Annotated in this window: 22 protein-coding genes; 15 read left to right on the forward strand and 7 right to left on the reverse strand. The window is 44.4% G+C overall.

Annotated features, from left to right (window positions below; genetic code table 11):
* Positions 1-19: 19 nt before the first annotated feature.
* Positions 20-406 (forward strand): hypothetical protein, encoded by a 387-nt coding sequence (locus R2S57_RS05180; protein WP_316844005.1) that lies wholly within the window; start codon positions 20-22, stop codon positions 404-406.
* Positions 407-566: 160 nt separating this feature from the next.
* Here R2S57_RS05180 and R2S57_RS05185 read toward each other — a convergent pair whose 3' ends face one another.
* Positions 567-1,004: a hypothetical protein gene (locus R2S57_RS05185; protein ID WP_316844006.1), complete on the reverse strand. Its 438-nt coding sequence runs from the start codon at positions 1,002-1,004 to the stop codon at positions 567-569.
* A gap of 117 nt (positions 1,005-1,121) precedes the next feature.
* On the reverse strand, positions 1,122-1,274 hold the full coding sequence (locus tag R2S57_RS05190; RefSeq protein ID WP_316844007.1) for a hypothetical protein: 153 nt from the start codon (positions 1,272-1,274) through the stop codon (positions 1,122-1,124).
* Between the two features lie 168 nt (positions 1,275-1,442).
* Here R2S57_RS05190 and R2S57_RS05195 point away from each other — a divergent pair, with 168 nt between their 5' ends.
* Genes R2S57_RS05195 through R2S57_RS05205 form a run of 3 tightly spaced genes read left to right on the forward strand, consistent with a single transcriptional unit; the run spans position 1,443 to position 3,803 of the window.
* Positions 1,443-1,871 (forward strand): S24 family peptidase, encoded by a 429-nt coding sequence (locus R2S57_RS05195; protein WP_316844008.1) that lies wholly within the window; start codon positions 1,443-1,445, stop codon positions 1,869-1,871.
* Positions 1,855-3,099 (forward strand): Y-family DNA polymerase, encoded by a 1,245-nt coding sequence (locus R2S57_RS05200; protein ID WP_316825977.1) that lies wholly within the window; start codon positions 1,855-1,857, stop codon positions 3,097-3,099. The genes R2S57_RS05195 and R2S57_RS05200 overlap by 17 nt, the downstream gene beginning before the upstream one ends.
* A gap of 23 nt (positions 3,100-3,122) precedes the next feature.
* Entirely contained in the window at positions 3,123-3,803 is a 681-nt protein-coding gene (locus tag R2S57_RS05205; protein WP_316844009.1) for an SOS response-associated peptidase, read from the forward strand.
* A gap of 387 nt (positions 3,804-4,190) precedes the next feature.
* Here the strand turns inward: R2S57_RS05205 and R2S57_RS05210 are convergent, their stop codons facing one another.
* Positions 4,191-4,643, reverse strand: a complete 453-nt coding sequence (locus tag R2S57_RS05210; RefSeq protein ID WP_316844010.1) for a PA2169 family four-helix-bundle protein — start codon at positions 4,641-4,643, stop codon at positions 4,191-4,193.
* A 282-nt stretch (positions 4,644-4,925) separates the two neighbouring features.
* Between R2S57_RS05210 and dinB the strand changes: the two genes are divergently transcribed.
* The 5 genes from dinB to R2S57_RS05235 all read left to right on the forward strand — a co-directional run bounded on the left by dinB (position 4,926) and on the right by R2S57_RS05235 (position 11,393).
* Entirely contained in the window at positions 4,926-6,083 is a 1,158-nt protein-coding gene (dinB, locus tag R2S57_RS05215; protein ID WP_316825980.1) for a DNA polymerase IV, read from the forward strand.
* Between the two features lie 11 nt (positions 6,084-6,094).
* Positions 6,095-9,040: a DNA polymerase III subunit alpha gene (locus R2S57_RS05220; RefSeq protein WP_316825981.1), complete on the forward strand. Its 2,946-nt coding sequence runs from the start codon at positions 6,095-6,097 to the stop codon at positions 9,038-9,040.
* Positions 9,041-9,221: 181 nt separating this feature from the next.
* Positions 9,222-9,770, forward strand: coding sequence for a hypothetical protein (locus tag R2S57_RS05225; RefSeq protein WP_316825982.1), 549 nt, complete (start codon positions 9,222-9,224; stop codon positions 9,768-9,770).
* A 61-nt stretch (positions 9,771-9,831) separates the two neighbouring features.
* Positions 9,832-10,446 (forward strand): hypothetical protein, encoded by a 615-nt coding sequence (locus R2S57_RS05230; RefSeq protein WP_316844011.1) that lies wholly within the window; start codon positions 9,832-9,834, stop codon positions 10,444-10,446.
* Positions 10,447-10,763: 317 nt separating this feature from the next.
* Complete coding sequence (locus R2S57_RS05235; protein WP_316844012.1) at positions 10,764-11,393, forward strand: hypothetical protein; 630 nt, start codon at positions 10,764-10,766, stop codon at positions 11,391-11,393.
* A gap of 95 nt (positions 11,394-11,488) precedes the next feature.
* Here the strand turns inward: R2S57_RS05235 and R2S57_RS05240 are convergent, their stop codons facing one another.
* Positions 11,489-11,785: a hypothetical protein gene (locus tag R2S57_RS05240; protein ID WP_316844013.1), complete on the reverse strand. Its 297-nt coding sequence runs from the start codon at positions 11,783-11,785 to the stop codon at positions 11,489-11,491.
* Positions 11,786-11,867: 82 nt separating this feature from the next.
* On the opposite strand from R2S57_RS05240, the gene R2S57_RS05245 reads away from it, so the two are divergent.
* From R2S57_RS05245 to R2S57_RS05255, 3 genes are all read left to right on the forward strand, one after another.
* A complete protein-coding gene (locus tag R2S57_RS05245; RefSeq protein ID WP_316844014.1) occupies positions 11,868-12,299 on the forward strand; it encodes a DUF3606 domain-containing protein in 432 nt (143 codons plus the stop codon).
* Positions 12,300-12,301: 2 nt separating this feature from the next.
* Positions 12,302-13,075: a DNA-formamidopyrimidine glycosylase family protein gene (locus tag R2S57_RS05250; RefSeq protein WP_316825987.1), complete on the forward strand. Its 774-nt coding sequence runs from the start codon at positions 12,302-12,304 to the stop codon at positions 13,073-13,075.
* 335 nt (positions 13,076-13,410) lie between these two features.
* Positions 13,411-13,638, forward strand: a complete 228-nt coding sequence (locus tag R2S57_RS05255; RefSeq protein WP_316844015.1) for a hypothetical protein — start codon at positions 13,411-13,413, stop codon at positions 13,636-13,638.
* A gap of 598 nt (positions 13,639-14,236) precedes the next feature.
* On the opposite strand, the gene R2S57_RS05260 is transcribed toward R2S57_RS05255, so the two are convergent.
* Both R2S57_RS05260 and R2S57_RS05265 read right to left on the reverse strand, forming a co-directional pair.
* Positions 14,237-16,213, reverse strand: coding sequence for an ATP-binding protein (locus R2S57_RS05260; protein WP_316844016.1), 1,977 nt, complete (start codon positions 16,211-16,213; stop codon positions 14,237-14,239).
* An 82-nt stretch (positions 16,214-16,295) separates the two neighbouring features.
* Entirely contained in the window at positions 16,296-17,399 is a 1,104-nt protein-coding gene (locus tag R2S57_RS05265; RefSeq protein ID WP_316844017.1) for an ATP-binding protein, read from the reverse strand.
* Positions 17,400-18,092: 693 nt separating this feature from the next.
* On the opposite strand from R2S57_RS05265, the gene R2S57_RS05270 reads away from it, so the two are divergent.
* Positions 18,093-18,518, forward strand: a complete 426-nt coding sequence (locus R2S57_RS05270) for a DUF1810 domain-containing protein (protein ID WP_316825992.1) — start codon at positions 18,093-18,095, stop codon at positions 18,516-18,518.
* A 147-nt stretch (positions 18,519-18,665) separates the two neighbouring features.
* Here the strand turns inward: R2S57_RS05270 and R2S57_RS05275 are convergent, their stop codons facing one another.
* A complete protein-coding gene (locus R2S57_RS05275) occupies positions 18,666-18,929 on the reverse strand; it encodes a hypothetical protein (protein ID WP_316825993.1) in 264 nt (87 codons plus the stop codon).
* A 227-nt stretch (positions 18,930-19,156) separates the two neighbouring features.
* On the opposite strand from R2S57_RS05275, the gene R2S57_RS05280 reads away from it, so the two are divergent.
* Positions 19,157-19,537 carry a response regulator transcription factor gene (locus R2S57_RS05280; RefSeq protein ID WP_316825994.1) on the forward strand — a complete coding sequence of 127 codons (381 nt, stop codon included), beginning with the start codon at positions 19,157-19,159 and terminating at the stop codon, positions 19,535-19,537.
* A gap of 575 nt (positions 19,538-20,112) precedes the next feature.
* A complete protein-coding gene (locus R2S57_RS05285; RefSeq protein ID WP_316844018.1) occupies positions 20,113-20,424 on the forward strand; it encodes a YtxH domain-containing protein in 312 nt (103 codons plus the stop codon).
* The last annotated feature ends 171 nt before the right edge of the window (positions 20,425-20,595 follow it).

The following is a 20,595-nucleotide window of genomic DNA, read 5'->3' on the forward strand; positions in this document are numbered from 1 at the left end:
TGTTTATTTTTTTAAGATCATGAAGAAAATAATTTTGGTGCTGTTACTGGCTATAGCTGGGTTTTCAGGTTATGCACAGACCTATAATGCTATCACGAGTAAAAATAAAACCTATCTCAAAACGCTCAAAGGGGTGGGTTATACTTATAAAAACGGTGTTGTCACCTTAAAAAATAACGGGAGTTACGATCTGGGTACGGTGAGCATAATCGCTTATTCAAAAGTTGATAGTACGTTGTTCGGTATCGCCCTATTTGAAGAAGGCCTCGAAAAAGGGGCGAGGGTTAGGGCTGAAGTTTATTTTACCTCGGGGAGCGGCAATGGGGTGCATGATGTTCTGTTAAAAGATATTGATCAGAAGAATTTGGTGCTGTCTTTCGACAAGGCGGTCAGGGCCATAAAGTGAGATGGAGGGGTTTTGGTCCTGTCAAAAAAGTGGTAAATAAGCTAGGGCGCTGCTCTCCTAAGGAGAGGGGCTTAGTTGACTCATTAATATGCCGTACAATTTTTAAATGCCAGGACTTTGATATTATATGCTTTTGAAACAAAATATATCAATAACTTTCCTAACCGCGTTTCAACGATTTTAATATAGCACCTGTCACCAGCGCACCGATGAGATAATAGGTAATGGTCATGGCTGCTTTTGTATCATTTCCAGCCGTGTGCTTTGGATCCAGGCCCATAGGTTTGGGCAGTCTTACCGCGCCGATCCCTGCTGAAAGGCCAAAAATCACTGCTTTAGGCCAGATCAGGCTGTTTCTTCCACCGATAAGGCTATAATATACCGCATTACCAGCTAAATCCCCTGCCAGGGTGGTAAGGTAAAGGGTTTGCTTATTTTCAATCTGTGAGTCGAAATGAGCGAGCGATTTCTGCAGCGCTTCTTCACCCAGCTCATCAATATGCGGCATATCTTTGCCACTGTTCTTTAACGATTCGTGGAGGATGTTCAGTACTATTGCGCCTCCAAGCCCTGCAATGAGGTTTTTAATTTTTCCCATGATTTAATAGTATAATATTTCTGGCTGATGTCTTAGCTGTGTCCTGCCTGGGCAATGTTCTCTGACGGGCTGTGGAAGGTCTTCTCCTGGTGTATTATCCAGATAGGACTGTTCCATTTATTTCAGGTATCCATTTAGTTTCGATAACTTGCCTAACACTCCTGATTTTTCCTCTTCGCTGTGTTCGGGTGCACCATCCATTGCCTTGACCGTATCGATTGCATAGTCCATAAATCTTTTCACGTTTTCCGATAAGGATAATTTTTCCATTGCTGATATTGTTTGTGCTTTCGATCTACCATAAAGACAAAGCCCTTGATGGAATGGTTTTGATTATATCGTAAATATTATTCCAACCAGTTGTGGATTTGTTTGGAACAGGATTTTAATTACTAAAAATTTTAGTATAATTTTGGTGTGCACTAAGGCAATGGGTTTATGATCAGGTCGTTTGATAAAAGAGCAGAGCAGAAGATTTCGGGGTTTCAGTCCCCTGCGGCAGATTATTTGGAGGGCAGGCTTGACCTTGCCGAAAAACTGGTCATAGATCCGCATTCCACTTTTTATTTTCAGATGCAGGGGGATGCGATGTTGGCTTATGGCATATCGGATGCTGATCTACTGGTCGTCGACCGTTCATTGTCGCCCCATCACGGTGCTATAATTATCGCTTTCATATCCGGGAGTTTCAGCTGTAGGCTTTTTTTGAAGGAGAACGGTTCTTGCCTGCTCGCAAACGATTCTGGTACGGTCAGCGAAACGGAAATCGGTACGCTCCAGGTCTGGGGCGTTGTCACTTCGGTATGCAGGAACGTATTGCCTAAATCATTAAGGAGGGGGAGGTACAGCAATGTTTGCACTTTGTGACTGCAATAACTTTTATGCCTCGGCCGAAAGGCTTTTCCGCCCTGAGCTTAACGGTAAACCTGTGGTTGTCTTAAGCAACAATGACGGTTGCGTAATTGCCAGGAGTGAGGAGGCGAAGGCCTGTGGGATAAAAATGGGCGATCCTGAATTTTTGGTGAGGGACCTGATCAAAAAGTTTGATATCCATGTTTTTTCCAGCAATTATGTCCTGTATGGGGATATGAGCGAGCGGGTAATGCACAACCTCGGCCGCTGGTTCCCACGGCTTGATGTTTACAGTATTGATGAAGCATTTGGCTGGCTTGGCGGGATCGGCGAGCTGGAAAGTTATACGCCCAAGATCCGGGGTTCGGTTATCCGTAATACGGGTATTCCGGTATCCATAGGGGTGGCGCCCACTAAAACCCTTGCCAAACTGGCCAATAAACTCTCTAAAAAAGCTGGAGGGGTAATGGTTTTGGATACTGATGAAAAGATCAGTGCCGCAGTGAAGGAATTTCCTGTGCATGATCTTTGGGGGGTAGGACGCCAATATTACAAAAAGTTTGAAGAGCTGAACATCTCCACTGTGGGGCAGTTGAGGGAAATGCCGGAGATGTGGTTCAAGCAGCATATGACCGTTCTGGGACAGCGGATGTGGAATGAACTCTGGGGAAGGCCGGCGATTCCGCTGGATGCAGTCAGGGAGGTTAAAAAGGGGATTACCGTGAGCAGGTCGTTCCGTAACTATATCGAGCATCCCCAAATCCTTGCCGAGGCCCTGACCTTATATGCGAGCAGGCTTGCTGAAAAACTCAGGGCGGAAAAGTTGCGGTGTTTATACCTGCAGGTTTTTCTTTACACCAATAAGAATAGGGAAGACCATCCACAGCATTTTCCCAGCCATACCCATAAACTGCTGATCGCAAGCAACAGTACCACCGATCTGGTGAGCATAGCGGTACGGGTATCTGCAATGCTTTTCAAATACGGCATAAAATATAGAAAAGCCGGGGTGATCGCCACCGGATTGGTTCCCGAGGGTGAGCTGCAGCTGAATGTATTTTCTCCCCATGACAATGGGAAAAAAGATGTGGTATCCGGGGTGCTTGATAAGCTGAACCTTGCTTACGGCAGGGGTACGCTGCGTATGGCCACGGAAGGTTTTGAGAAAAAGTGGCGGCTGAAACATGAATATTTATCAAAAGGCTACACCACCAGGTGGGCCGATATCATCAAGGTTGTATAGTTTATAAAAAAGGAAATAAAGATATGTGCGGAAGAACACTGATCGGAGAAAGTCTGGCAATGGCTGCAAAGGCAGGTTTGCTCCTCGGCGGAGATACCAGAGAAAAGGATACAAACCGTCCCCCTGGAACGGATATGCCCGTGATTTTGGATGCGAGGCCGGGAAGGTTGCATTATGTTAAATGGGGACTGATCCCATCGGGATCCAAAGAGGTACCTAAATTCTCAACCACTTACTGCAGGATCGAAACCATGTTCAGCCTGCCGACCTACCGTCCGCTGATCGGCAGGAGGCACTGTGTTTTTGTGGTGGAGGGTTTTTATGAATGGGACAGGAGTGGCGGTGCCAGACAGCCCTATTTTTTTGAACGGAAAGATGGTGGCATACTGTTATTGGCCGGGTATTGGGACAGTTGGAAAGATCCACGCACAGGTATTGTGATTCCTTCCTGTACCATGATTATGCAGAAGGCAAACGATTATGTGGGAAAGATTCATGACCGGATGCCGTGTATCCTGTCGCAGGCCGAAAGTGCTGTCTGGCTGGACCGTGAACTTCCGGTTGAACAGCGGTTAAAGGCGCTTCATCCTGTTGATAATACACTGCTAAAAGGCTGGCAGGTGGATCCGAAGATAAACAATGCCCGTAACAAGGATGAAAATAATAACAATCCTTCCGGGCCTTACTTGACGCTTTTTGACTAGCCTATACTAATGGCAGATCACTTGTGTTTTAACCGGTAGTTTGGGTGAAGGGGCTTAACGCTTTTACTAAGCCTCTAACTGTTTTATGAGATGCCCTGTTCTTTGGTATTGATGTATCGATCACGTATTGCATGATGGGATCTGAAGGGTCGGGATTACGCAAACAGCCCAAAAGTTTGCCGGGCATTAAAATGTAAGCTACGGATTATTGCTATACGGTCGTGGGATCGCCAGGGCTGTTTATCAAATTGCCAACCTAGTATAATCTTTGGGGATGGATGGGATTGATGGCCTGTCTCAATAATGATAAGGGCCGCTGATCTGTTGATAGCAGCCCTTAGTTGTATTTAACCTGACTCCTTTTTTTGAAGGTTTTATAAACTTCAATTATGACCTTGAGCCTTTCAAAGCGGTAATTTCTGTTAGAGCACCCTGTATCCCGTCCCGTTGTCTGGTCAACAGGTCAATATGGTCCGCGTGTGTGGATGGATCTTTAAGAACTGCATCATATTTTTCGATCGCTGCCTTTTCGCCTGTTTCAACTGCGCCAAGTACTGCGGCATCTTCTTTACTGCTCAATGCTTCTTTAACCTCGATCCATGCACGGTGCAGGCTGCCCAGAATGCCGCCATCACTGTTATCGGATTCTCCGCCGTGTGATGCCAGATGGGCTTTCAATTCCAGTTCATATGCTTTTCTCTCCGCGGCATATTTCAGAAAAACAGCTTTGAGCTCCAGGTTTTCGGTGGTCTCTGCCGCAGACTCGTATCCTTCTTTACCGTCGTTTACAATTGATATAAGACCCTTCAGGTCGCCGATGATTTTATTGTTGATTTCCATGCTTTTATAAGTTGTTTTTCCTTAAAGAACTGGTAATTGGTTCATATTGTTTTGAAATAACTTTACAGTAATGGGGCAGGTGATGTGGGTTCTTGTTATAAATAAACTATAAGTTATCCACATTGCCGTAGTTTGAGGTTTTGATATTAAACTTAATTTCCACAGACAAGAAGGCGTTATTTCGAAATAAATTACTAACAATTTTAGTTTTTGCAGTTGTTGATAACTTTTAATTGATTTTAATTACTAATTTAATTAGTAATTTTGTTCAGACTTTGAGATATGCACAGCGATAAACACATCATCCATATGGACCAGGATGCATTTTTTGTATCTGTTGAGGTCCGCAAGAACCCTGACCTGATCGGAAAGGCGGTCATTATCGGTGGGAGTTCTGACCGTGGTGTGGTGGCGTCCTGTAGTTACGAGGCGCGGAAGTTCGGTGTCCATTCAGCCATGCCGGCGCGGATGGCCAGACAGTTGTGTCCGCATGCGGTTTTTCTGCGCGGCAATATGGATGAGTATTCGAAGGCTTCGCATGAGATTACCGATATTTTGAAGGAGCGGGTGCCGTTGATCGAAAAAGCAAGTATTGATGAGCATTATATCGATATGACAGGCATGGACCGTTTTCATGGATGTATGAAATACGCCCATGAGCTCAGGGCAACAGTGATCAAAGAGACCGGGCTGCCGATATCATTTGGTCTATCGGTAAATAAAACGGTTTCCAAAATGGCTACCAATGAGTGTAAGCCCAATGGGGAGCTCGATATCCAGCAGCCCGGCGTTGTTCCTTTCCTGAATCCGTTGTCGATCCGTAAAATTCCGGGGCTGGGGGAGAAAACCTTTATCAAGCTGAGCGATATGGGTATCAAGAAAATCTACACCCTTTCGCAGGTTTCACCCGATCACATGAATGCCTTACTGGGGAAAAACGGCCTCTCGCTGTTGCAGAAATCCAAGGGGATCGATTATTCGCCTGTGGTTCCCTATTCTGAAGCTAAAAGTATCGGTACACAGTCGACATTTAAATCCGATTCAATCGATGTAACGATGATCGGCAACCTGCTCACCGCGATGGTAATGGATATAGCTTTCCAGCTGCGGGAGCAAAAAAAACTCTGCGCCTGTATCACCCTCACCATCCGTTACTCGGATTTTGAAGACGTTACCAGGCAGGCATCCATTCCCTATACCGCGCTGGATTCGGTGCTGATTGCCAAAGCAAAGGATCTCTTCCGCCAGCTTTTCCAGAAAAGGAAACTCATCAGGTTGGTCGGGGTACGCCTTTCCAATCTGGTGACGGGTTTTGAGCAGATCGACCTTTATTCACAGAGCGAAGAGCAGTATTCTCTTTATCAGGCGCTTGATAAGATCCGTCACCGTTTCGGTTCCAAATCCATATCGATAGCATCTACGATGAACATTGAACTTTAATATTTTTTATCATGTACATCAATGTCCATTCCCAATATTCCCTGCGTTACGGCACAATGCCGGTTCCAAGGCTGATCGAAGAGGCCACATCCCGTGGCGTAACTCAGATGGTTTTATCCGACATCAACAACTCCACGGGTGTGATGGAGTTTATCCGCGGATGCCGTGAGGCTGGTATCAAGCCGATCGGCGGACTGGAGTTCAGGCGGGACAAAAAACTGCTTTACATCGGCATCGCCAGGAACAGGGAGGGCATGCGTGAACTCAATGAGTTTCTGAGCCACCATAACCTGGCTCAAAAAGAACTTCCGGACGAGGCTGAGGTGATGGTAAACGCTTATATGATCTATCCTTTTGGTTATAAGGGGATACTTAAGGATAATGAATACCTGGGTATCCGTTTTGATGAGCTGCACAGTCTGTTCAATGTTGAGCTTAAAAACCTTAAACAAAAACTTGTGGTGCTCCAGCCTGTTTTTGTCTGCAACAGATTGGAGTACCGCCTGCATGAATATCTCCGTGGGATAGACCTCAATACCCTGATCACCATGGTTGGGGATGAAGATAGGTGCGCTCCTACGGACTGTTTTTTGCCTCCGGGCGAGATTGAATCGCGCTTTTCCAAATTTGCTTTTATATTGGATAATACCCGTTCGCTGATGGACAGCTGTTCGATGGAGGAATATGCCGGGGGAAGGGTGAACCTGAACAGGAAAACTTTTACCGGTAATAAGGAGGATGACCGGGAGCTCCTTCAAAAACTGGCGCTCGGGGGGGTGGAATACAGATATGGAAAGACCAATAAGGATGCGTTTAAAAAAGTGAAACATGAACTCAAAGTGATTTTTGAGCTTGATTTCTGTGCTTATTTTCTCATCACCTGGGATATTATCCGTTATGCCTCCTCGCGGGGTTATTATCATGTTGGCAGGGGATCAGGGGCAAATTCAACGGTTGCTTATTGTCTTCGCATCACGGATGTGGATCCTATTGAACTGGATCTGTATTTTGAAAGGTTTTTGAATGCACAGCGCACCTCGCCGCCGGATTTTGACCTTGATTTTTCATGGGACGAAAGGGAGGATGTGCAGGATTATATCTTTAAAAGGTACGGATCTTCGCATACTGCGCTGCTGGGCACGATGTCAACCTTTAAGGACCGCTCGGTGATCCGCGAGATCGGAAAGGTGATGGGCCTGCCCAAGGGGGAAATCGACGGGTTCACCGATCCGGCCCGGGCTGCGGTGAACAGGGACAATGAAACCTTTAAAAAGATAATGGCAATTTATCAGATGATGCAGAACATGCCCAATCAGCGCAGCATACATGCCGGAGGGGTGCTGATCTCTGAGGAGCCGATTACCTATTATACCGCGCTCGATCTACCCCCAAAGGGGATGCCCACTGTACAGTGGGATATGTACGAGGCGGAGAAGATCGGCTTTGATAAGTATGATATCCTTTCCCAGCGCGGTATCGGCCATATCAAGGAAGCGGTCAGGCTGGTGGAAGAAAACCTGGGGAAAAAGGTGGATGTCCACCAGGTGAGAAAATTCATGGATGATCCGTTGCTGAACAATAAACTGAAGATCGGTGATACCATCGGCTGCTTTTATATTGAATCCCCTGCAATGCGGCAGCTGCTGACCAAACTGCGGTGCGACTCTTATCTGGTACTGGTAGCTGCATCATCAATCATCCGTCCGGGGGTGGCCAGCTCCGGGATGATGCCGGCCTATATACGCTACCACCATGATCCTTCTAAAGTGCAGTACCTGCACCCGGTTATGGAGGAAATGCTCGGGGAAACCTATGGGGTAATGGTGTATCAGGAGGATGTGATCAAGATCTGTATCCATTTTGCAGGGATGGATGGGACGGATGCCGACATCCTTCGGCGTGGCATGAGCGGGAAGTACCGCTCCAAAAGTGAATTTGACAGGTTGGTGGAACGGTTTTTTGAGGAAGCCCGAAAGCTGGGCCGGCCGGAAGAAACCATAGCGGAAGTCTGGAGGCAGGTTTCCAGTTTTGCAGGCTATAGTTTTTCCAAGGCACATTCGGCCAGTTTTGCGGTGGAGAGTTACCAAAGTTTATTTTTGAAAACTTACTATCCACGGGAATTCATGGTTGCTGTGCTCAACAATTATGGTGGTTTTTATTCCCGCTGGCTTTATGTTCATGAGCTGGCTAAATCAGGGGCCAAAGTACATCTGCCCTGCGTGAACCGTTCTTTTTCGGCGGTTTCGATTTTTGGGGATGATGCCTTTCTGGGTTTTGTCGGCATTTTGGGGCTGGAGGGGAAATATGTGGAACTCATTCCCGAAGAGCGCAGGCTGAAGGGAGACTATCTCTCTGCACAGGACCTGATCAAACGGACAGGTATGGGGATTGAGCAGGTCGTAATCCTGATCCGGGTGGGGGCGTTGCGGTTTACGGGAAAAAGTAAAAAAGAACTTTTATGGGAGGTGCACCTGATGATGGGGCAGAAGGTCAGGCCCAGTGCGGCATCGGAACTCTTCGAGGTTGAAAAGAAAAACTATTCGATGCCGGTGCTGGTAAATACAGCGCTCGAGAATGCTTATCATGAACTTGAACTGCTGGGTTTTCCACTTTCCATGTCCATGTTCGATCTACTGAAAACAGCATACCGTGGAGCGGTTAGGGTATCAGACCTGAAATCTTATGTGGGGAAGATGGTCAAGCTTGTAGGTCATTATGTATGCGAAAAAACGGTGCATACCAAGAACAACAAAAAAATGTGGTTCGGTACCTTTCTGGATGCTGAGGGAAGTTTTTTTGATACCACGCATTTTCCCAATTCTACCCCAGCTTATCCTTTCCGGGGTCATGGATGTTATCTGATCTCGGGGCTTGTGGTAGAAGATTTCGGTTTTCCGAGCATTGAGGTAAGACAGTTTGCCAAACTTCCGATCCTTTCAAACCCGGTGATGGATTAAAGCAAACAAAATACCCTATATACTGGTTATTCTACCAAAATTAATAAGGTGAAAAACCCAGCGGAGACCGGTGTCCTCACGCCGGATAACCGATGTGCCCGGAGTGTGCGAAAACATGATCAATGTTGCCGTATCTACGGATGCAAATGTTGCAGAAATTAAAATGGGGTAGAAAAAATCAATGGAGATTTTGAAATTGATAGGCAAAAAATTAAGGTCAATTGTATCGGGCAAAATGGAGCATTATTCGAACGTATTTAAGCAGAACCTTGTAGCGACCACCAGAACGGTGGTGCTCGATTATCTTTTTGGTGAGGGCGACGCTATGGATGCCTATCAACTGGTGCGCTTTGCGGAAGGCGAGCCCTGGAATGTATTATATAATGGTTTTCTTTTGGGAAGCTTAAGTAAAGTTGATGGGATCTGGATATCTGCAAACGGAGAAAATCTCGATGGGGGACGCATAAGTGCAATCGGAAAGTTTATAGACAGCCAGCACTTTAACCTGCTGCCCGACAAGATCAAGGTTCACTGGGAAGAGCAGGTAAAGGAAGTGATCATGGAGAATGACAGCAGTTATATGGTGGTCTGTAGGGATGGTATTGAGTTTGATTGCTTTAGGTTAATCTTCAGTTCCTTTGTTTCGGAACTTGTAGAAGAAGAGTGGCCTGTTGTTTTTAGTGTATATAATGCAGCGTTTTCTGATGATTTCAAGGTTGAGGTGACCTGATTTATGAAATACGGTGTTGTGTTTTACAAAACTATCCTTCAAAGGACTTGTTCTTATCGTTATGGAAGGCAATGGAATTATGCATTATTTTAAGGCAATGGAAAAATGGGGCTTCAGCCACCGCAGTCAATTATTGCTGGGCGGTATTTTAGGCTTTTCCCTGACTGCGGCGTTTCTGCTCGGGCGCAAAAAGCGTAGGTTGGGGACCTCTGTTTCCCAGGAACCAAATTTGAATATGGAAAGATATGTTTTTGAAATCCCTACCGGCAATGGACCGGTTCAGGCAGTGGTTGAAAGCGGTGGAGAATGTTATAGTGTAAAATTTGATGGCCGTTACATCGGCACTATGTGGCGGGACGAGGAACGGGGTATGAAGTGGAATACGCATGATGAAGACCTTAAGCCTTACCTCTGGGATATTTCAAACCTGCTTTCAGGAGCTTTTTCCAGAAAAGGCTTTCCTTCCCTGCTCAAAGGGGCTTATCCCGAAATCCGTTCCACAGAGTGGAAGGGCAGTGAAACCCTGGAGGTGGTTATTTCGGATGAGACCGATCTTGAGGTTTTTTCAACTTTTTTGAAAGATGAAATTTTGAACCTTGTGGATTTCGAAGAGCATTTGGACCTGGTCGTCAAAAAGGCTGGAAATGCCTATTTTGTCCTTGTCGGGATCAATTAGCCTTTTTCTTGGTAGAAAAGATTTTGTATTTTATGATGATGATGATAAATGGCGGGCCGGTTGCGGTATATGAATGGTCAGCAGCTGGGGGTTTTTTAAGTAGCCTGGGACCTTCCGCACATTTTGAATACGGAGATCTGCCGCCCCTGGAGTATTCCGCTCAGCTACGCAGGGTTCGGTTGGGGGCTGGTTGGGCATAAAGTACAACGGGCAGTTTGGTAAAGGTTACGGGAATGGATCCTTAAAGTAAATTAGACTTAAACCATATACCTTTTACTGACATACAATCAACGGATAATTAGTATTATAAAGATTAAATGGAAAATGTAATTTATGATCTCTCGGTAAAGGGAAGGGATGTTAGGGTTATCAGTAACGGGCAGACTTTCACTTCTGATGGGCTTAGATCGGGGATGTGGTTTGATAACGATCAATATGGTTTTTTTACATGGGACGAAGATATTGATGATAATTACACGGCATATTATGAACTCAAGCCTGAGCTGGTACGGGCGCTTAAAAATGAAAAACAGTTTTTTATCGGAAAGTTAAAAGACAGGTTTCCCCAGATCCTTAAAATAACAGAACCCTCTTCTGCAGTATTGGAAATAGAACTTCAGGAGGATGCGGATTTCTATAAACTCATACCGGAGATCAGGAAATCTGCCATTGAAATTGCAACTTTTAATACGGCCTTGCTCATCGTGATTATGAATGAAGAATTCCCGTTCGAGTTTTCCATAAATGCGGATGTGTACAGGGTGGTGATCGAAAATGATTTTTATCAGGTCACCAGGTATGAGGACGGTTACAAGACCTTGTTTAATGCTAAGCAGACTGAAACCTATGCGAAGTCTTTTTTTGAAGAAGATATCGCGAGGTTTAAGATAATCCTTTCCAAAATAAGGGAAATCCAGGATAAAAGGGACAAAGTATTTAATTCCTGATTGATTTAGGATTCTCTTTTATAATTTAACTGAGCAGATCCCGAAGCCTTTACTTTGATTTAAAAGAACGGTTAATACGTGCACCAGTTAGCAATTTACCAGACATCCTTTGCTTTGGTATTGATCGTATCCAAAACAAACTGCATGACCGGATTTTTCAGATCGGGATGGCGAAGGTTTTCCCTGAGCTCATCGTTCCAGTTGATCAGTGCATCCTCTGGCGTATCACCACAGCCAAAGATGCCGCTTTGTAGGTCGGGGCCAAGTACCGTACAAAATCGGTCTCCGTGTTTGTAAAGAAGTGGACGGAATTCCCCGACGTATTGTGGCAATCTGAACCTGCTAAAATCAAAACTTATCTTTTGCTCATCGCTGACATTCATCTGTTCCATAAAGCTCATATATATTGTGGTTTATTAAGCAAAACATTGTTGTCCAAAGACTTGTTTTAAAACTGGAACAAATACTTTGATTATGCCGTGGTACAACGGGGACTATCCTCCATCATATAAAAACCAGCCTTTGCAGCTCCGGGAAAAAGCAGTGGAAATTGCGAATGCGCTCTTGCAGGAGGGCGTGGAGGAGGGTATTGCGATAACTACAGGATTAAAGCGCGCGCGTGAGCATTTTGAAAAGGAAGGTCAGGCTAAAGAAAGTAGGGATACACCGCAAAGGGCATCCTTACCGGACACTGACAGGGCAATCGACCGCCATGAAATAGAAAGTGACGGGGATACCCTGGAACCGCAGGAATTTGGTGCCAATACCGGGACAATAAACCTTAATGATCCGGATGAACTGGCTTACTGGGCGGAGCAGTTCCAGATCAGTACTGTTGAGCTAAAAGCTGCCGCTTTATTGCGGGGCGACAGTATTGCAGAAATCAAAAAATATTTATCGATGTAACTATGGCAGAACTACCGGATTTAACCGTCTTTGCCCAGATCCTTTCCCGCAGGTTTAAAGGGAAAGTGCTGGAAACGCTTGAAATCAGCGTAGCAAAAAAATTGAATGTTACGGGCAAGGAATTGAAAAAAGCGTTGGAAGGAAGGGAACTGATGAAAGTGGAAAGGGCAGGAAAAACCTTGCAGCTTTTTTTTTCTGGATCACAGGTCCTCGGGCTTCACCTGATGTTAAGGGGTGAACTAGTGCTGATAGACCAGGATGAGCCGCCGCGGTTTCAGATCCTGGGTTTTCATTTCGAGGGAGGTGATGCCTTTGCACTGATCGATCTTCAGAAGCAGGCCACGACGACCCTTAATCCTGAAGCGGTGGATACTCCGGACGCACTCGGTATGGATGAAGGATATTTTCTGGATTTACTCACTAAGAAAAAGACGGTCATCAAAACGCTGTTGATGGATCAGCACCAGATGCGCGGGATAGGTAATTCTTATGGTGATGAGATACTTTACCATGCCGGTATTTCTCCTTTTTCCATCGCTAAGGCCATCCCGGAAAAGATGGCAAAGATACTTTATGCCAGTATCGGTAAAGTACTGAACAGGGCAATTGAACAGATTGCCAGAGAGAATGGGGACGGGCTGACCGGTGAACTTCGGGATTTTATGCAGGTGCATGGCGCATCTTTGAAAGAGACATCAAAAGGAGAGGAGATTTTATCGCAGAAGATCGGCGGACGTAAAAGTTACTATACAAAAGGGCAGGAACTTTTTGAATAATCGACACTTTACCGATCTGTTTATTTAATCTACTTTCTTCGGTCACATCATTTTATTGTATTATCCGCCTATTTATTCAGCCCTTGACTTAAAATGGCATATTTTTTAGCGCATACCGTCTTTTTTGTTTTCCCTCTCAATGATCAGATGCTGTATTGTTCGAGCCCCTAATTGGTTGGTACTTGAATGGGCAGTAGGTTGCCAATGAGATTTAGAGTTGTTTGCAATATCCAAGGGGAAGCAAAATTGGAATGATACTTTGTTTTGGAGTGGCAATTTCAGGGAATGGCAAAACAATTGTAGCGCATATGGGATTATAAGGTAAATACTAAACTATGAGCACGGTAAACACTCTTTCTAAAGACCTCCAGAAATTCATTGATAAGTTTGAACCGAATAAATTCAAGGTAATGCGTTCGGGCATAGAGGTGAGGGGTATGAACAATATTCATGAAGCCATTGAAACAGCCAAGGGGCTTATCGAAAAGTTGAAACTTAATCTTCAGGTATCCCATAATGCAGAAATGGTGAGCTATGGTGCATTTGAAGTCAGGACGCTTTAGCTGGGCTTCAAAAAAGCCCGGTTTCTTACGGGTATATCTTAAGGAGTGCATTGTAGGAAAATTCAAGGGTGTTGAGCTTCACCTCCCATTGCGCTTCATCTGCCTGGTATGACACGGGACGGGCATCTTTGATCATCCAGATGAAAAGCATTTTGTCTGGGCCGTAGAGTGCGATTTCAATATCCCGTACCTCAATGGATTGGCCTATACTCTCTGTAATGCCCGATTTTACCCATTCTCAAATTTCTCCGCTCCTTGTTATGCCGTTGTTGAATTGGATATTGCCTGCATTAATTTCCCTTTCCGCTATTGAAATTTGATACCATTGATCTTCATCGTCCCTGGAGATCCATGCGAGGTTCTTAAAGAGCATGCATGAACCCTCAACAGTTTCGCTGAAACTCAAACAGTAGTAAAAATTCATTGGGCAATTGGTGTTTTAGACTGCTAATATAAAAATATCTTAATATTTGTCTTTTGCCGGAGTGTAAAGTTTCAGATATTATTTATAACATAGAGGCAGACAGGCAGGCGAATAGATCTAAGGGGGATACTGTATTATTCTTATTCTGGAATTATTAGGGTTGATATTTTGTTGTCAATTTTCCAATGGAAGTTCAACAATGAAGGTTGTGCCCTTTCCTTCGCCGCTTTCCACCCAGATTGTGCCCTGGTGTAACCCGATAATCTCGCGGCAGAGGTATAGTCCGATCCCGAAGCCCGCGATTGATCCGATCCGGGGGTTTTGTACCCTGTGATAGCGTTCGAAAATCTTCTGATGGTCTTCTTTTGCAATTTCTATGCCTTCATCCCTTACGGATAACTGTACTTTGCCTGGGTCCCTCTGCTGGTAGGCAACTGTGATCCTGGTTCCCATTGGTGAATATTTAACCGCGTTTCCCACGAGGTTTTGAATTACCTGTGAAATTTTTTCCCGGTCTGCGTTCAGCGTCAGATTTTCTGTGGGCTGGAATGCAATTATATGTGTATGGATCGTGGAAAGCATTTCTTCTTCGAGCTCGGCAAGAAGTTTCTTGAGATCGGTTTGTGTTTTTTCGATCACCATTTTTCCCGACTCCAGCCTAGAGATATTAAGAAAGCCGTTGATCATGGAGTTCATGTTCCGTACCTGTCTGACTGATTTGACAAGAACGCTTTGCTGGGTGGTCTCTCCGGCAAGGTTGGCCTGCCGTTGGAGTACCTGTAGGTAGGCATTCAGGGAAGTTAAAGGGGTTTTTAGTTCATGGCTTACCATGCCCATGAAGTCGTCTTTGCGCTGTTCATCTTCTTTTTGTTCGGTGATGTCCCTTAATGTGCCGTTCAGGCTCACAGCTTTACCGTCAGAGCCATAAAATACCCTTCCTTGTGCATGAACCAGCCTGAGGTTTATTTCCGATGGGTTTTTGATGCTGTATTCAATATTATATTGGCCGTTTGATCCCTCCCGGAGTGCTTCGCTGATGGCAGCGGTTACGCGGCCCCTGTCTTCATCAAGGATGGTACTGAGTGCCAGTGACAGGTCAAGGTTTTCTTCTGCAGAAAGCCCGAACCATGATTTCAGCAGGTGGTTGCCTGAAAAGAGGTTGCTCTGGGGTTCGTAATAAAATGTTGCCAGTTCTCCGGCATCAATTGCAAGGGCAAGCATCTGCTGGTCTTTTTCACTACTGCGCCGGTCCAACACCTGTTGTGTAATTTCTTCGAGGATGACCAGCACTCCGGTGACCTCGCCGGATGAGACAATGGGTTGGTAGATGGAGTTTACGATTGCTTCTCTCAATCCTCCTTTATAGCGGAGCTTTACCAGAAACTCTTTATTGACCTTTGGCTTGCCGGTTGAGTAAACGTTGTCCAGCCAAAGATTGACAGGTTGTCCCTGGAGTTCGGGCCTGGCCGCATGGTGGGGATGTCCGATTACTTCTATACCTTCACGTCCCCAGATTTTAAGGATCTCGGGGTTGGCGATTTCGATGATGTGTTCGGGGCCCTGCAGCATCGCGATTCCCACAGGGGCCTGCTCGATAATGGTCCTCACATGTTCCCGGCTTTCGCCCAGCAGTTTCAGTGAGCTGTTCAGATCCTCGTTTGTGGAGGTCAGCTCTTCCATGGTGGTAGCCATTTCTTCGATCAGGGCCTGTTCTTTTTCTTCTTTTTGCTGTAGGCGCTCAAGGTAAGCCCTGTTTGATGTGACGTCTTTTGCGGTATTTAGAATGCAGTATGTTTTGTTGTCACTGCCTAGTATTGCTTTATATTCATAATCAAAGTAACCGATGGTCGGCATGCGGTTCTTGATGAGCTGGGCCGGTGCCTCTGTTACGGAGTAACTGATACCAGTAAGCCAAACCTGTCTGAGTATGGGTAAAAAGGGCTGGCCCTCTAATTCTGGAATTGCTTCTATCAGTGGTTTTCCGATTACGGAGCTGTCCCTGCCCCACAGTATGAGCATTCCATCGTTCGCAAACTGGATACGCATATCTTCACCGCTGTAGATCGCGGTGGGCTCAGTGGACAACTGGAGGACCTGGATAATCAGCTCTCCGCTAAAATTGTTTTCCTGCGGTCTTTCTTCAGTCTTCATCAATAATCCAAAGATATGGAAACTGGGATAAAAATTATGGTGGATATTGCTTGGAAATTTATGGAAACCTGGAGGAAATGGCTTACTTAAATTCTGCCGGTAAAGCAAAATGGAAAGTTGACCCCTGGTTCTGTTCGCTCTCAACCTTGATTTCGCTCTGATGGTATTTAAGGATTTCCGATACCAGGTACAGTCCTATGCCAAATCCGGATACTTCTTTATGGTTATTGTCGTTTATACGGTAATAGCGGTCAAATAATCTTTTTTGATCTGTCTTATTGATCCCAATGCCCTGGTCAACTACGGAAATGTTAACCTCGCCCGGGCACTTTTCGCATGTGACTGTAACGGTTCCGCCCATTGGGGAGTATTTGATTGCATTGCTTACCAGATTGCTTAATACCTGCCCGATCTTGTCCCGGTCGGCATCAATTTCGATTCCCTTAAAGTCTCCAGATCGGATGTTATGTTTTGTGGTCAGTAATTGTGCATCCACTACGATTTCTCTTACAAGGGATTCCAGGTCAAACTTTTCCCTGCGGAGATGGATCTTGCCATCTTCGATTTTGGCAAGGCTTAAAAAGTCGTGCGCCATCGCAACCATTTTTTTGGCCTGGATCTCTATCCTGGATAGCACCTGCATATTGAATCCATCTGTATCCTTGCCCCACTTTCTCATTAAAAGCTGAACATATGAGGTGATTGCAGTTAACGGGGTTTTAAGTTCGTGGCTGACCATTGCAACAAAATCATTCTTCCGCTGTTCCTCATATTTCTTTTCGGTGACGTCCCGGGTAAAGCAACGGGTGTGGATGAATTTACCATCTTTTCTAAGCACATTTGAATTGATCAGTACGTGTTTGACCGAACCATCCTTGCATTTAAGGCTTGCAGAATAATCGTAAAGTGTTTCATTCCTGATCAGGCGGTCCAAAATATCGTTGATCACATTCTGATCTGCATGGAAGTCACTGATCGGAAAACCGATGTATTCCTCTTTCAGATAGCCCAGTGCATCGAGTTCGGCCTGGTTGGCCCATATGATAATCCCATCTCCATCGACCCAATGGAGTGGAATGGAGGCATTTTCGAAAAAGTCGGTCAGTTCCTCAACTTTTAGCTTCAGTTCTTCGTTTTCTTTTTTGTATTTGGCAAGCTGTTCTACAAGTTCAAATCTATCTTCCATATCAAGGGCACTTCTATGCTGGTCTGCATGCAAATTCTCCGTGAAGATAAATATATTAATCCGCTTATGAATTGTCAATCTGGCCATGGAAGCAGTTATGGGTAAAACACTGCGTATTTATACCGCGTTTATAGCTTTTATAAGATTTTATTGATGAATCTGCGAACGATGTTGCTTAGTATCAACAAGAAAAATCTTTTACCAACATACTAAAGCAATAGCCTTGTAACTTCAATTTCTAAACACCTTTATTGCCCCAGGGAGGGCAAATCGATCAGGATAGCTATTTTATTTTTCCTGACTCTTAACGTATCCGGATTATTGTTCCAAAACTTTGATCGATTTTTTTTGTTTTTTTCAAAACCATCATTGGAAATAAACATACGCAAAAGAAATATTGGATTAAATTTTAACGGAAACGGGGGGAGGGGAGCTCAGGCTTTGGGCACCCCTGGCAGAGCGGTTTTTTTTTATAAGTGATGGTGGACTGGATTTTGAGATGTTTGACGAATCTTTTAGGATGAACATACCGGGCAATGGGCTGAAGGGGTAAGAAAGGTTTTTGGTGTTATGAAGTATTATAATATACCGGCTTAAGGCCGGTAACGGTAGTTTCTGGGCGTCATGTTCCGCCGAAACATAAGTGATGCCCAGTGCTCGTGGAAGAAGTTGTATTATACTGAATTTAATCAAATGGAACACGATAAAATAACCAGGTTTTTAACTGCCCACAACCAGGCTTACCTTAAAGCCTTGGAAGAAATAATGGACGGGAGAAAAGCCAGCCACTGGATGTGGTATATATTTCCTCAGTTAAAGGGATTGGGTAAGAGTGAGATATCAGAATATTATGCTCTTGATAATATCAGGGAGGCTGGTGAATATCTCCGCCATCCCATTCTGGGTAAACATCTTGTTGAAATTTCACGGGCCGTTTTATCTCTTGATGGGAGAACCGCTTATGGGATCTTCGGTTCCCCGGACGATCTGAAGCTGCGCTCCTGTATGACCCTTTTCGCAAAAGTAGATGATTCGGATCCTGTGTTCGGAAATGTTTTGGGTAAGTATTTTGATGATCAGCGCGATGAACTGACGCTTGATTTTTTAGGTAAAAATTGATACTTAAAAAGGCCTTAAGGAATTGTATATCGTTTAATGGTATGCTGATGATCCTCAGGGGGCTGTAGATCTTGATCGGTACTTGCATTTGATAGTTCTCAATTATAATGTCTTGCCGTTTTTAACTGGACGGGGGTGGTGACAATATCATCCCGACTGTTTATGCTGGAACTCCTCCCAATTTGTAAAGCCTATAAACTGTGAGATGCTATCCATTACGAAGGGTGAGAACTGATCGTTGGTGCTGGGAAATCCAAAAAAGCGTTTGATTGTAGTTTCGGAAATATAGTTTCTGTTTTGTTCGAAAATCTGGATTGAAATATTCCTGCAATCATTGATATCAATAATTGCTATGCCACATTTTGCCAGTACCTGTTTTTGCAGTGCTACGAATAGATCGGCTTCTTTCATAATTGAGTTTAAAGATTGCTATTGTGAACTTTGATATTGGTATTCAATGATTTAGCTTTAATGGTCTAAGATTGCTAGTGGAATTGTTTGATATTATGTAAGCTAAGCAGAAAAAGACATTAATATGTTTTTCAGAAGCTTCAAAGTGTTGTTTAGAGCAGTAGGTTGTAATTTTATCATATAAAAACGTTTAGATTTACGCCCTACATTTCTTTAACTACATTACTATGCAAAAAAGAATTCTTGTGATTGACGATGATGAACTGATGCTGGGCGCACTCGATTCTTTTTTGATATTTGAAAATTTTCTGACTCATACAGTATTAAGTGCCGAGCGTATCGATCAGGCGGTTGCCGGGTTTAAGCCGGATCTCATTATCATGGATATTAGACTTAATGATGCTGATGGAAGATTAATATGTGATGAGTTAAAGGGTAAATCCGCTAGTTCAGGTATTCCGATCTTATTACTGACCGGTCTTAGCTATCAGGAGATTGCCCTGATTGACTGCAAGGCTGATGCTATCATCGGTAAGCCATATGAAGGCAGTTCGCTGCTTAATACCATTGATCAACTCCTTAAGGGGTTGGCCAGCTATGGATCATAGGCATTATCTTGCTATTACAGATCCCGGGTTATCTGGCTGAATCCTTAGGATGCCGGTGGAGAATTTTTGCGTTACTTTCGGATGATTAGCCGGAATACTGCCGCATTGGTTTCTTTTGCTTTTCGTTATAGACTATTCGTTTGGCTTTGTACATGAAACGTTATCCAACATTTTGTTAAGGCAATATATTATTGCCGCTGGAGTGGGATTTTAGCCAGGTGCTCACATTGTTTTGGTTGAACTGAGTTGGATGGCAAACTGGAATGAAAGTCAGCGCCTTTCCCATTTCGCTGCCTACCCGGATCCTGACATTGTGCAGCTTAATTATTTCAGCACAGTATAAAGTCGTATCACAAATCCAGCGGTGGTTTTACTGATCATGTTTTCTATCCTGTAATGGCGCTCAGATATTTTTTCCTGATCCTCGGTTGCAATTGCCCCGCATTGTCTCCAATTGAAAAAGTCACCTGGTTTTCTGAAAGTGTGGTGGTATTTAGGATAAAGGGGTTTTTAGAAAAAAAATCAAACAAATCCTTGAATAACAGGTTCTACAAGAAAAAATAATACACGCTACTATGAACGATAATTCAAAAACAGTTGTTGCATTGCTTGCCGGACTTGCAGCAGGGGCAGCATTGGGAATCTTATTTGCTCCGGATAAGGGAGAAGAAACAGTCGATAAGCTTTCCAGATCGCTAGCTGATCTTAAGGACAGGGTTATTGACCGTGCCAAAGAAGAATTGGAACGTCTTGTGGAAACCGGAAAAGATTATGCCAGTAGGGCTGCTGATTCCTTTGAGGAGACTAAAGATGAGCTTAGGGACAAAGCTACATCGGTAAAAGAAGAAGTTAAAGATTCGGCCATAAATACCATCGGGCAGGCTTAGCGGGCATTTAGCGCTATCACGGAATTAGTTAAGAATTAAAAGTGAAAAGCGGCATAAGCCGCTTTTTCTGTTTAGGTGGTAATATTTTAACCTGGTTTTTGGATATCTTCAACCAGTTTATCATTGAGTTTTGCAATCTGCGATGGGACAATCGTTTAAACTGATAACTGC

Source organism: Pedobacter psychrodurus (assembly GCF_032678585.1).
In the GTDB taxonomy this organism is placed as follows: domain Bacteria; phylum Bacteroidota; class Bacteroidia; order Sphingobacteriales; family Sphingobacteriaceae; genus Pedobacter; species Pedobacter psychrodurus_A.

What these genes read in the sequence shown, in the direction of transcription:
- R2S57_RS05260 (WP_316844016.1), bottom strand. Translation starts at nt 16,213, where the DNA reads ATGAAGACTGAAGAAAGACCGCAGGAAAACAATTTTAGCGGAGAGCTG.
- R2S57_RS05180 (WP_316844005.1), top strand. Translation starts at nt 20, where the DNA reads ATGAAGAAAATAATTTTGGTGCTGTTACTGGCTATAGCTGGGTTTTCA.
- R2S57_RS05225 (WP_316825982.1), top strand. Translation starts at nt 9,222, where the DNA reads ATGGAGATTTTGAAATTGATAGGCAAAAAATTAAGGTCAATTGTATCG.
- R2S57_RS05210 (WP_316844010.1), bottom strand. Translation starts at nt 4,643, where the DNA reads ATGGAAATCAACAATAAAATCATCGGCGACCTGAAGGGTCTTATATCA.
- R2S57_RS05275 (WP_316825993.1), bottom strand. Translation starts at nt 18,929, where the DNA reads ATGAAAGAAGCCGATCTATTCGTAGCACTGCAAAAACAGGTACTGGCA.
- R2S57_RS05240 (WP_316844013.1), bottom strand. Translation starts at nt 11,785, where the DNA reads ATGGAACAGATGAATGTCAGCGATGAGCAAAAGATAAGTTTTGATTTT.
- R2S57_RS05230 (WP_316844011.1), top strand. Translation starts at nt 9,832, where the DNA reads ATGGAAGGCAATGGAATTATGCATTATTTTAAGGCAATGGAAAAATGG.
- R2S57_RS05200 (WP_316825977.1), top strand. Translation starts at nt 1,855, where the DNA reads ATGTTTGCACTTTGTGACTGCAATAACTTTTATGCCTCGGCCGAAAGG.
- R2S57_RS05205 (WP_316844009.1), top strand. Translation starts at nt 3,123, where the DNA reads ATGTGCGGAAGAACACTGATCGGAGAAAGTCTGGCAATGGCTGCAAAG.
- R2S57_RS05270 (WP_316825992.1), top strand. Translation starts at nt 18,093, where the DNA reads ATGGAACACGATAAAATAACCAGGTTTTTAACTGCCCACAACCAGGCT.
- R2S57_RS05190 (WP_316844007.1), bottom strand. Translation starts at nt 1,274, where the DNA reads ATGGAAAAATTATCCTTATCGGAAAACGTGAAAAGATTTATGGACTAT.
- R2S57_RS05220 (WP_316825981.1), top strand. Translation starts at nt 6,095, where the DNA reads ATGTACATCAATGTCCATTCCCAATATTCCCTGCGTTACGGCACAATG.
- R2S57_RS05185 (WP_316844006.1), bottom strand. Translation starts at nt 1,004, where the DNA reads ATGGGAAAAATTAAAAACCTCATTGCAGGGCTTGGAGGCGCAATAGTA.
- R2S57_RS05280 (WP_316825994.1), top strand. Translation starts at nt 19,157, where the DNA reads ATGCAAAAAAGAATTCTTGTGATTGACGATGATGAACTGATGCTGGGC.
- R2S57_RS05265 (WP_316844017.1), bottom strand. Translation starts at nt 17,399, where the DNA reads ATGGAAGATAGATTTGAACTTGTAGAACAGCTTGCCAAATACAAAAAA.
- R2S57_RS05285 (WP_316844018.1), top strand. Translation starts at nt 20,113, where the DNA reads ATGAACGATAATTCAAAAACAGTTGTTGCATTGCTTGCCGGACTTGCA.
- R2S57_RS05235 (WP_316844012.1), top strand. Translation starts at nt 10,764, where the DNA reads ATGGAAAATGTAATTTATGATCTCTCGGTAAAGGGAAGGGATGTTAGG.
- dinB (WP_316825980.1), top strand. Translation starts at nt 4,926, where the DNA reads ATGCACAGCGATAAACACATCATCCATATGGACCAGGATGCATTTTTT.
- R2S57_RS05245 (WP_316844014.1), top strand. Translation starts at nt 11,868, where the DNA reads ATGCCGTGGTACAACGGGGACTATCCTCCATCATATAAAAACCAGCCT.
- R2S57_RS05255 (WP_316844015.1), top strand. Translation starts at nt 13,411, where the DNA reads ATGAGCACGGTAAACACTCTTTCTAAAGACCTCCAGAAATTCATTGAT.
- R2S57_RS05250 (WP_316825987.1), top strand. Translation starts at nt 12,302, where the DNA reads ATGGCAGAACTACCGGATTTAACCGTCTTTGCCCAGATCCTTTCCCGC.
- R2S57_RS05195 (WP_316844008.1), top strand. Translation starts at nt 1,443, where the DNA reads ATGATCAGGTCGTTTGATAAAAGAGCAGAGCAGAAGATTTCGGGGTTT.